At 67.7% G+C, this 10,251-nt stretch carries 11 protein-coding genes; all 11 read left to right on the top strand.

The window, feature by feature from the left end; all coding sequences use genetic code 11:
* Positions 1-1,130 (top strand): tetratricopeptide repeat protein (locus tag LWH48_RS17435; RefSeq protein ID WP_232913572.1); only part of this gene is annotated, 1,130 nt, incomplete at its 5' end.
* A 7-nt stretch (positions 1,131-1,137) separates the two neighbouring features.
* On the top strand, positions 1,138-1,755 hold the full coding sequence (gene lolB / locus LWH48_RS17430) for a lipoprotein insertase outer membrane protein LolB (protein ID WP_232913571.1): 618 nt from the start codon (positions 1,138-1,140) through the stop codon (positions 1,753-1,755).
* 16 nt (positions 1,756-1,771) lie between these two features.
* The gene (ispE, locus tag LWH48_RS17425) at positions 1,772-2,635 is read left to right on the top strand and encodes a 4-(cytidine 5'-diphospho)-2-C-methyl-D-erythritol kinase (RefSeq protein ID WP_232913570.1); all 864 of its coding nucleotides are present in this window, start codon (positions 1,772-1,774) and stop codon (positions 2,633-2,635) included.
* Between the two features lie 52 nt (positions 2,636-2,687).
* Positions 2,688-3,629, top strand: a complete 942-nt coding sequence (locus LWH48_RS17420) for a ribose-phosphate pyrophosphokinase (RefSeq protein ID WP_232913569.1) — start codon at positions 2,688-2,690, stop codon at positions 3,627-3,629.
* Positions 3,630-3,752: 123 nt separating this feature from the next.
* Positions 3,753-4,400 carry a 50S ribosomal protein L25/general stress protein Ctc gene (locus LWH48_RS17415; protein WP_232913568.1) on the top strand — a complete coding sequence of 216 codons (648 nt, stop codon included), beginning with the start codon at positions 3,753-3,755 and terminating at the stop codon, positions 4,398-4,400.
* Positions 4,401-4,487: 87 nt separating this feature from the next.
* Complete coding sequence (gene pth, locus LWH48_RS17410; protein WP_232913567.1) at positions 4,488-5,072, top strand: aminoacyl-tRNA hydrolase; 585 nt, start codon at positions 4,488-4,490, stop codon at positions 5,070-5,072.
* 110 nt (positions 5,073-5,182) lie between these two features.
* On the top strand, positions 5,183-6,274 hold the full coding sequence (ychF, locus tag LWH48_RS17405) for a redox-regulated ATPase YchF (RefSeq protein WP_232913566.1): 1,092 nt from the start codon (positions 5,183-5,185) through the stop codon (positions 6,272-6,274).
* 154 nt (positions 6,275-6,428) lie between these two features.
* Complete coding sequence (gene msrB, locus LWH48_RS17400; protein WP_161432443.1) at positions 6,429-6,830, top strand: peptide-methionine (R)-S-oxide reductase MsrB; 402 nt, start codon at positions 6,429-6,431, stop codon at positions 6,828-6,830.
* Between the two features lie 71 nt (positions 6,831-6,901).
* Complete coding sequence (ylqF, locus tag LWH48_RS17395) at positions 6,902-7,867, top strand: ribosome biogenesis GTPase YlqF (protein ID WP_232913565.1); 966 nt, start codon at positions 6,902-6,904, stop codon at positions 7,865-7,867.
* Between the two features lie 35 nt (positions 7,868-7,902).
* Positions 7,903-9,132, top strand: coding sequence for a pyridoxal phosphate-dependent aminotransferase (locus LWH48_RS17390; RefSeq protein WP_232913564.1), 1,230 nt, complete (start codon positions 7,903-7,905; stop codon positions 9,130-9,132).
* Between the two features lie 101 nt (positions 9,133-9,233).
* Positions 9,234-10,139, top strand: a complete 906-nt coding sequence (gene htpX, locus LWH48_RS17385; protein ID WP_161432446.1) for a protease HtpX — start codon at positions 9,234-9,236, stop codon at positions 10,137-10,139.
* Positions 10,140-10,251: the final 112 nt, after the last annotated feature.

Below are 10,251 nucleotides of genomic sequence, written 5' to 3'. Positions count from 1 at the left end.
GCCTGGAGCGTCTCGGTGCCCGAGCCCCGGAGCTGCCGGCCCTGTGGCTGACCCGTGCCCGGCTGGCCCAGGAGGCGGACGACCCGCGTGCCGCCCGCAGCGCCGCACGCCGCGGCCTCGAGGTCTCGCCCGGCGATGCCCGCTTCATCCTGCTGCTGGCCCAGAGCGAGCTGCGCCTGGGCAACGTCGCGGCCGCCGAGGCGCAGACCGACGCCCTGCTCGAGGAGCATACCGGTGACAGCGCGCTGGCCATCGGCCTGGCCCGCCTCTACCTTGACGAAGGGCACCACGAGCCGGCGCGGCGCCTGCTGCTGCCGCTGGTGGAGTCCCCCGAGGCCCCCGCCGATTCCTTCCTGCTGCTCGGCGATATCGCCCGCGCCGAGGGCGAGATCGACAACGCCCTGCTTTATTACCGCCAGGTACCCCCGGAGCAGGGCTTCCTGCTCAGCCGGCTGCGGGCCGCCGAGATGCTGGTCGAGGACGACCGGCTGGATGACGCGCGCACCTTCCTGCGCAACGAGCGGCTGCGCCACGACGACTGGTTCAGCGAACTGGTCTCCCTGGAAGTCGAGCTGCTCGACCGCGAGGGTCTCGGCGAGGACGCCGACGCCCTGCTCGACCGCGAACTGGCCCGCACCCCCAACGACGAACAACTGCTCTACCTGCGTGGAATGCGCGCCTGGGAAGCAGGCGACCTGGCGGGCATGGAGCGCGACCTGAGGCGCATCATCGAGCGCAACCCCGACAACGCCATGGCCCTCAACGCCCTGGGCTACACCCTGGCCGACCAGGGCCCTGTGGCACGCCTCGGGGAGGCCCGAAACCTGGTCGAGCGCGCCCATGCCCTCGAGCCCGACAACCCCGCCATCCTCGACAGCCTGGGCTGGGTGCATTACCGCCAGGGCGACCCGCAAGCTGCCCTGCCCTGGCTGGAGCGCGCCTATCGCGTCATGCCCGACCAGGAGATCGCCGCCCATCTGGCCGAGGTGCTGTGGGCCCTGGACCGCCGCGAGGAGGCCCGCGAACTGGTCGGCGAGGCCCTCGAGCGCTTCGACGAACGCCCGCTGATCGACGACCTGCTACAACGCCTCCCGGGGATTGCCCCCGATGACACGCCCACCCGACCATGAGACCGCCATGCGACGCAGACACCCGCTTCGACTCACCGCCGCCCTGCTGCTGATGGCCCTGGCCGCCGGCTGCGCCCGACAGGCTCAGCTGCCCGAGGGGGAGCGAGCCGCGGGGCAGTGGCAGGCCCAGGAGTCACGCATCGAGTCGCTGGATACCTGGCAGCTGGCCGGCAAGGCCGGGCTGCGCACCCCCGAGGACTCCACCAGCGCCAATCTCGACTGGAGCCAGCACCCCCACTACTATCGCCTGCTGATCAGTGGTCCCTTCGGCGGCGGCCGCACTACCCTTGAGGGCCGCGAGGGGCGCTTCTCGTTGACCACCTCCGAAGGGCGCTTCGAGGCCGAGACTCCCGAGGCGCTGATGGAGCAGCAGCTCGGCTGGTCGCTGCCGCTCGGTGCACTGTCGGACTGGATCCGCGGCCTGCCCGGCGACGCCAGCGACTATCGGCTCGAGGAGGACGAACTGGGCTTCCCGGCTCGCCTCGAACAGGATGGCTGGAAGGTCGACTACCGCGACTGGCTCCATACCGACGGCCTGTGGCTACCGAGACGCCTGGTGATGACCTACGGTGATCTGCGCGTGACCCTGGTGGTCAACGATTGGCGCCCCGTCGTCGATGAGTGAGCGGGGAGACACCAGCATGACCGCGACACGCGCCAGACCGCTGGTCCTGCCGGCTCCCGCCAAGCTCAACCGCATGCTGCATATCACCGGGCGGCGCGCGGACGGCTACCACGAGCTGCAGACGCTGTTCCAGTTTCTCGATCATGGCGACACCCTGCACCTGGCCCGGCGCGAGGATGGCGAGATCCGGCTGACGCCGGAGGTTCCCGGCGTGCCCCATGACCAGAACCTGATCGTGCGGGCAGCGCGCCGGCTCCAGACGGAGAGTGGCTGCCGGGTGGGCGCCGATATTCGCCTGGAGAAGCGCCTGCCCATGGGTGGCGGCCTGGGCGGTGGCAGCTCGGATGCCGCGACCGTCCTGCTCGGCCTCGACGCTCTCTGGGGACTGGGGCTGTCGCTCGACCGCCTCGCCGAACTGGGCCTGGTGCTGGGCGCCGATGTGCCGGTCTTCGTGCGCGGCCACGCCGCCTGGGCGGAGGGGATCGGCGAGCGCCTCACGCCGGTGGATCTCGACACGCCCTGGTTCGTGGTGGTCCACCCCGGTATCGAGGTGGCCACCCCGGCGGTATTCCGGGCCCCCGAATTGACACGCCACACCCCCCCGATTACCATGGCGCGCGCCCTGCAGGGGGGAGCGTCCAGCTGGCGCAACGACTGCGAGGCCACGGTCAGGTCACTCTATCCGCCGGTAGCCGCAGCCCTGGACTGGCTGGCGCGACGAGCCCCGACCATGCTGACCGGCACGGGTGCCTGCATCTTCGCCAGCCTGGCAGACGAGAAGCAGGCCGACCGGCTGCTGGCCGAGATCGACGGCCGCTGGCAGGCCTTCAAGGCCCACGGCCTGAATCGCTCTCCGCTGCATGACGCTCTGGATCGCTGATCACACCCGATCCGCCCCCCGATGACCCAACACACTGCATAGGTGGCCGCGCGTGTCAAAATTGATGGTTTTCGCCGGGAACGCCAATCCCGAACTCGCCCGCAAGATCGCCGAGAGTCTGGACACCCGCCAGGGCAACGCCACGGTCGGTCAGTTCAGCGACGGCGAGATCGCGGTAGAGATCAATGAGAACGTACGCGGCAAGGATGTCTTCGTCCTGCAGTCCACCTGTGCGCCGACCAATGACAACCTGATGGAGCTGATCCTGATGATAGATGCCCTGCGCCGGGCCTCTGCATCGCGGATCACCGCCGTGGTGCCCTACTTCGGCTATGCCCGTCAGGACCGCCGCGTACGCTCCGCCCGCGTGCCGATCTCGGCCAAGATCGTTGCCGACATGATGGTCAAGGCCGGCGTCGACCGGGTGATGACCATGGACCTCCACGCCGACCAGATCCAGGGCTTCTTCGACGTGCCGGTGGACAACGTCTACGGCTCGCCGATCCTGCTCGACGACATCGAGCGCCAGAACTACGAGAACCTGGTGGTGGTCTCCCCCGACGTGGGCGGCGTGGTGCGCGCCCGTGCCATCGCCAAGCAGCTCAACGCCGACCTCGCCATCATCGACAAGCGTCGCCCCGCGGCCAACCAGGCCCAGGTGATGCACATCATCGGCGAGATCGAGGGTCGCAACTGCGTGGTGGTGGACGACATGATCGACACCGCCGGCACCCTGTGCAAGGCCGGCGAGGCCCTCAAGGACCACGGCGCCGAGCGTGTGGTGGCCTACGCCACTCACCCCATCCTCTCGGGCCCGGCGGTCGACAATATCATCGGCTCGGTACTCGATGAGGTGGTGGTCACCGACACCATTCCGCTCTCCGAACCCGCACGTCGCAGCGGCAGGATCCGCCAGCTGAGCGTGGCCGGGCTGATTGCCGAGGCGATCCGTCGGGTGAGCAACGAGGAATCCGTCAGCGCCATGTTCCACTGAGAGAGCTCCACTGAGGGCAACCTCGGGAACAGGCGCCGGAAAGCGCCCTTCGGGGCATCCGGAAGCGTCAGGGCTCTGGTCGCGGTCCCTGACGCTTTCCTACTTCAAGCAAGAGGCAATTCCATGTCCGATTTTACTCTCAACGCCAGTGTTCGTAACGACCTGGGGAAAGGTGCGAGCCGCCGCCTGCGTCGTGCGAACGAGCAGGTTCCCGCCATCATCTACGGTGGTGAGAAGGAGCCCCAGCCGATCGCCGTCGAGAAGTCCGCCTTCTACAAGGCGATCGAGGAAGAGTCCTTCTTCTCCTCCATCCTCAACCTGGTGGTCGACGGCAAGAGCGAGCAGGTGGTGGTTCGTGACCTGCAGCGTCACCCCTTCAAGCAGCTGGTCACCCACGCCGACTTCCTGCGTGTGGATGCTACCCACGAGATCACCCTGAACGTGCCGCTGCACGTGGTGGGCGAGGACAAGTGCAAGGGCATCAAGGACCAGGACGGCGAGCTGCACGTGCTGGCCAACGAAGTCCAGGTGAGCTGCCTGCCCAAGGATCTGCCCGACTATCTGGAAGTCGACATCTCCGAGGTCGAGCTGGGCACCACCCTGCACCTCTCCGACCTGAGCCTGCCGGCCGGTGTCACCCTGGTCGACCTGACCCATGGTGAAGACCACGACAACGCCGTGCTCAGCATCGCCAAGCCGAAGGTGCGCGCCGAGGAAGACGAAGGCGAAGCCGCCGAGGACGAGGAAGAGGGCGAGAAGGGCGAGGAGTGATCCTCACCCGCTCAGGGGCCGCGCCAGGCGCGGCCCTCCTGCTGATGATCAAGCGCCCCGGCGCTTGATTTTTTTTGGAGGTGATAGATGAGTCAGGTCAGAGCGATCATCGGCCTGGGCAACCCCGGTGCCGACTACGAGGCCACCCGTCACAACGCCGGGGCCTGGCTGGTGGAGGCGGTGGCACGCCGCGCCGGCGGCGAACTGCGGGCGGACCGCAAGTTCCTGGGCCTGCATGCCAGGGTCCAGTTCGAGGGGCGTGACCTCCACCTGCTCAACCCCACCACCTTCATGAACCGCAGCGGCGGTGCGGTGGCAGCACTCTGCCAGTTCTTCAAGCTGGCACCGGATGAGCTGCTGGTGGCCCACGACGAGCTGGACCTGCCCCCGGGCAGCGCCCGCTACAAGACCGGCGGCGGCCACGGCGGCCACAACGGCCTGCGCGACATCGCAAGCGCGCTGGGCAACGAACGCGGCTTCCATCGCCTGCGCCTCGGCATCGGTCACCCCGGGGACTCGCGCCAGGTAACGAACTATGTGCTCGGGCGCCCCGGCAAGGCCGAGCATATCGCCATCGAGGCTGCCATCGACGAGTGCCTGGCCACCCTGCCCGACGCCCTCGACGGAGAGTGGGCCCGGGCCATGAACCGGTTGCACAGCTTCTCCGCCTGAGGCGGAAGAGCCAGCCGCGCAGCGGCGCTATTCCAGCTTATAGCTTGCCCTCCAGTCGGGTAGAATGGTCGCCACTTTCCAATCGCGAACACGCTTTCCAGGACACTCCCATGGGTTTCAACTGCGGTATCGTCGGCCTGCCCAATGTCGGCAAGTCGACCCTCTTCAACGCCCTGACCAAGTCCGGCATCGACGCCGAGAACTTCCCCTTCTGCACCATCGAGCCCAACGTCGGCATCGTGCCGATGCCCGACCCGCGTCTCGACAAGCTGGCGGAGATCGTCAAGCCCCAGAAGGTGCTGCCCACCACCATGGAGTTCGTGGATATCGCCGGCCTGGTCGCCGGCGCCTCCAAGGGCGAGGGACTGGGCAACAAGTTCCTGGCCAATATCCGCGAGACCCAGGCCATCGCCCATGTGGTGCGCTGCTTCGACAACGACAACGTGATCCACGTCGCCAACCAGGTCGATCCGCGGGCGGATATCGAGATCATCAACATGGAGCTCGCACTGGCCGACCTCGACACCGTGGAGCGCGCCATCCAGCGCCTAGTGCGCGTGGCCAAGGGCGGCGACAAGGAGGCCATTGCCACCAAGGCGATCCTCGAGCGCATCCAGCCCCATCTCGCCGAGGGCCTGCCGCTGCGCAGCTTCGGCCTGAACGACGACGAGAAGCACCAGCTCAAGGGGTTCGGCTTCCTGACGCTGAAGCCCACCATGTACATCGCCAACGTCAACGAGGATGGCTTCGAGGAGAACCCCTATCTCGACGTGGTCAAGGAGATCGCCGCCGAGGAAGGCGCCGTGGTGGTGCCGGTATGCAACCAGCTCGAGGCCGAGATCGCCGAGCTCGACGACGAGGAGCGTGCCATGTTCCTCGACGAGATGGGCATGCAGGAGCCGGGGCTCGACCGCGTGATCCGCGCCGGTTACGCCCTGCTCGGCCTGCAGACCTACTTCACCGCGGGGGTGAAGGAGGTGCGCGCCTGGACCGTGCAGGTGGGTGCCACCGCCCCCGAGGCCGCCGGGGTGATCCACACCGACTTCCAGAAGGGCTTCATCCGCGCCGAGGTCATCGCCTACGACGACTTCGTCACGCTGGGTGGCGAGCAGGGTGCCAAGGACGCCGGCAAGTGGCGACTGGAGGGCAAGGAGTACATCGTCCAGGACGGCGATGTGATCCACTTCCGCTTCAACGTCTGACCCCCTCCTCGACTCCCCCGAGACTCGCGCCCCCGGCACGCCACCGGGGGCGACTGCGTTGAGGCGTCGTGACCGCTACCGCGGCAAGGACTCCCCCGCCATGCCCGGTGCGTGCCACAATAGGAGCATTGCCCCGACGACAAGGAGAGCCGCCATGCCCTGGAAGATCGACAAGCCCGACGCCGAATGGCGCGAGCAGCTGACCCCCGAGCAGTACCGCGTTACTCGCGAGAAGGGCACCGAGCCGCCCTTCAGCGGCGACTGCCGGGTCACCGACGAGCACGGCATCTACCACTGCGTCTGCTGCAACGCCCCGCTGTTCGAGAACGAGCACAAGTTCGAGGCCGGTTGTGGCTGGCCGAGCTTCGACCGGCCCATGACCCCCTCCTGTGTCGCAGAGCATCTCGACACCTCCCACGGCATGCGCCGCACCGAGGTGACCTGCGCGCGCTGCAATGCGCACCTCGGCCACGTCTTCCCCGATGGCCCCGCCGACACCACCGGCCTGCGCTACTGCATCAACTCCGTGGCGCTGGACTTCCACGCCGGCGAATAGACATCCCATCCTGCCGCGGCCGCGCATCTGCTAAGATGGGCGGCCGATTCTTTTGAAGGCAGGAGAGGTCCATGCTCGGCTGGTACCCGGGACACATGAACAAGGCGCGGCGCCAGATTACCGAGGCGCTGCCGGAGATCGACGTGGTGATCGAGGTCCTCGACGCCCGCCTGCCCTACTCCAGCGCCAACCCCATGCTCGCCGAGCTTACCCGCCACAAGCCGGTGCTCAAGATCCTCTCCCGGGCCGACCTGGCCGACCCGGAGCGCACCCGTGAGTGGGTGGCCTATTTCGACGCCCAGCCCGACATGCGCGCGCTCGCCGTGACCACCACCAACGCCCGCGAGCTCAAGCGCATCCCCAGGCTCTGCCACGAGCTCGCCGGGGCGGTCCGCGCCGACCGCGACGTGCGGGTGATGGTGATGGGCATACCCAACGTCGGCAAGTCGACCCTGATCAACGGCCTGGCCGGCAAGAGCATCGCCAAGACCGGCAACGAGCCCGCGGTGACCAAGCGCCAGCAGAAGGTGCGCATCGGCGGGCACGTGGCGCTGATCGACACCCCCGGGGTCCTATGGCCCAAGATCGAGGACCAGGCCAGCGCCTACCGCCTGGCGGCCAGCGGCGCCATCCGCGACACCGCCATCGACTACGTGGACGTGGCGGTGGTCGCCGCCGCCGAGCTGGCCCGCCGCTACCCCGAGGCCCTCAAGGCCCGCTACAAGCTCAAGGCGCTGCCCGGCTACCAGGCCAACCCGGAAGCCGCACGGGTCGAGGCCGACGGCCCGCTGCGCGTGGACCTGCTGGCCGTGGCCGGTTTCGACGGCCACGCGATACTGGCCGATATCGCCGGCCGGCGTGGCGGTCTGCGCCCCGGCGGCGAGGTAGACCTGCATCGCGGTGCCGAGGTGCTGCTGCATGAGCTGCGCGACGGCAAGCTCGGCCGCCTGTCCCTGGAGACCCCGGCAGACATTCCCCCGGAGCCCGTCATCGAGCCGGATGGCGCCGATGACGCCGAGCCCCCGCACGACGCATAATCCTATCGCCCTCGCCGACCTGGACACCGAACGACATGGATACCACCCCGATCAGGAAATCGCACAAGCTGCACAACGTCTGCTACGACATCCGCGGCCCGGTGCTCGACCACGCCAAGCGCCTGGAGGAGGAAGGCCAGCGCATCCTCAAGCTCAACATCGGCAACCCTGCCCCGTTCGGCTTCGAGGCCCCCGAGGAGATCCTCCAGGATGTGATGCGCAACCTGCCCACCGCCCAGGGCTACTGCGACTCCAAGGGCCTCTACTCGGCGCGCAAGGCGATCATGCAGGAGTGCCAGCGCCGGGAGATCCCGGGCGTCGGCATCGAGGACATCTATATCGGCAACGGCGTCTCCGAGCTCATCGTGATGGCCCTGCAGGCGCTGCTCAATGACGGCGACGAGGTGCTGATCCCGGCCCCCGACTACCCGCTGTGGACCGCCGCGGCCAACCTCGCCGGCGGCCACGCCGTCCACTACCGCTGCGACGAGCAGGCCGACTGGGCGCCGGACCTGGACGATATCCGCGCCAAGATCACCGCCCACACCCGGGCGATCGTGATCATCAACCCCAACAACCCCACCGGTGCCGTCTACCCGCCGGAAGTGCTGCGCGAGCTGCTCGAGATCGCCCGCCAGCATGACCTGGTGGTGTTCTCCGACGAGATCTACGACAAGATCCTCTACGACGACGTGGAGCACGTCTCCACCGGGGCACTCGCCGGCGAGGACCAGCTGGTGGTGACCATGAACGGGCTCTCCAAGAGCTACCGCTGCGCCGGCTTCCGTTCCGGCTGGATGATCCTCTCCGGCAATATCGCCAAGCAGCGCGCCGCCGACTTCATCCAGGGGCTGACGATGCTCGCCTCGATGCGCCTGTGTGCCAACGTGCCGGCGCAACATGCGATCCAGACCGCCCTCGGCGGCTACCAGTCGATCAACGACCTGATCCTGCCGGGCGGGCGCCTGCTGGCCCAGCGCGATATCACCCATGAGAAGCTCAACGCCATCCCCGGCGTCTCCTGCGTGAAGCCCAAGGGCGCGCTCTACGCCTTCCCGCGCCTGGACCCCAAGGTCTTCAATATCCAGGACGACCAGCAGATGGTGCTCGACCTGCTGCTCCAGGAGAAGATCCTGCTGGTCCAGGGTACCGCCTTCAACTGGCCGGAGCCGGACCATGTGCGCATCGTCACCCTGCCCTGGGCCGACCAGCTGGGCGATGCCCTGGACCGCTTCGCGCGCTTCCTGTCGCGCTACCGTCAGTAGCGGCGCTTGAAACCCGCATTGCCTGGCCGTATCTAAGCAACAGCTTGTCCACGCCGCCCGACGGGCGGCACCCTTTCGATGATCGATGGAGATCCACCGACATGATGCGAATCCTGCTCTTCCTGGGCACCAACCTGGCGGTACTGCTGGTGGCCAGCATCACCCTGCGCCTGCTGGGCGTGGAGAGCTACCTTAGCGACCAGGGGATCAACTTCCAGAGCCTGCTGATCTTCTGCTTCATCTTCGGCATGGCCGGCTCGATGATCTCGCTGTTCATCTCCAAGTGGATGGCCAAGCGCAGCACCGGCACCGTGGTGATCGAGACACCGTCAAATGCCACCGAGAAGTGGCTGGTGGAGACCGTGGCGGAGCTGGCCCGGGATGCCGGAATCAAGACCCCGGAGGTCGGCATCTTCCCGGCCCAGCAGTCCAATGCCTTCGCCACCGGCTGGAACAAGGATGACGCCCTGGTGGCGGTCTCCGCCGGGCTGCTCAACCGCATGCGCCCCGAGGAGGTGCGCGCGGTGCTGGCCCACGAGATCGGCCACGTGGCCAACGGTGACATGGTCACCCTGGCATTGATCCAGGGCGTGGTGAACACCTTCGTGATGTTCTTCGCCCGGGTAGTGGCCCAGCTGGTCGACCAGTTCCTGCGCGCCCGTAGCGATGGCGAGGGCGGCCTGGGCTTCATGGGCTACTTCGCGGTGGTCATGGTGGCCGAGATCGTCTTCGGCATTGCTGCCTCGGCCATCGTCGCCTGGTTCTCGCGCTTCCGCGAGTATCGCGCCGACGCCGCCGGTGCCAAGCTGGCCGGCTCCGGGGCCATGATCAATGCCCTCGCCCGCCTCAAGGCCGAGACCGAGCTGCCCGACCAGATGCCCGACACCCTGCGTGCCATGGCCATCACCAAGGGCCAGACCCGTTCACTGGTGGAGAAACTCTTTGCCAGCCACCCTCCCCTGGACGATCGCATCCGCGCACTGAAAGAGGCCGCCTACCGCGAGTAACGATTGACTCGTGAGCGACACGCAACGGGCCCGCCAATCGGCGGGCCCGTTACGTTTCCACTACCCCTGTGAGGCTAGGCGGTGGTGACCCGAAATCCCGCCCCCGTGAGCC

This window comes from Halomonas sp. G15, assembly GCF_021282295.1.
Taxonomy (GTDB): Bacteria; Pseudomonadota; Gammaproteobacteria; order Pseudomonadales; family Halomonadaceae; genus Halomonas; species Halomonas alimentaria.
Note: the sequence above shows the minus strand (reverse complement) of the source record. Positions and strands in the feature narration are given on the sequence as shown.

What these genes read in the sequence shown, in the direction of transcription:
- lolB (WP_232913571.1), top strand. Translation starts at nt 1,138, where the DNA reads ATGCGACGCAGACACCCGCTTCGACTCACCGCCGCCCTGCTGCTGATG.
- LWH48_RS17390 (WP_232913564.1), top strand. Translation starts at nt 7,903, where the DNA reads ATGGATACCACCCCGATCAGGAAATCGCACAAGCTGCACAACGTCTGC.
- ispE (WP_232913570.1), top strand. Translation starts at nt 1,772, where the DNA reads ATGACCGCGACACGCGCCAGACCGCTGGTCCTGCCGGCTCCCGCCAAG.
- ylqF (WP_232913565.1), top strand. Translation starts at nt 6,902, where the DNA reads ATGCTCGGCTGGTACCCGGGACACATGAACAAGGCGCGGCGCCAGATT.
- LWH48_RS17415 (WP_232913568.1), top strand. Translation starts at nt 3,753, where the DNA reads ATGTCCGATTTTACTCTCAACGCCAGTGTTCGTAACGACCTGGGGAAA.
- ychF (WP_232913566.1), top strand. Translation starts at nt 5,183, where the DNA reads ATGGGTTTCAACTGCGGTATCGTCGGCCTGCCCAATGTCGGCAAGTCG.
- pth (WP_232913567.1), top strand. Translation starts at nt 4,488, where the DNA reads ATGAGTCAGGTCAGAGCGATCATCGGCCTGGGCAACCCCGGTGCCGAC.
- msrB (WP_161432443.1), top strand. Translation starts at nt 6,429, where the DNA reads ATGCCCTGGAAGATCGACAAGCCCGACGCCGAATGGCGCGAGCAGCTG.
- htpX (WP_161432446.1), top strand. Translation starts at nt 9,234, where the DNA reads ATGATGCGAATCCTGCTCTTCCTGGGCACCAACCTGGCGGTACTGCTG.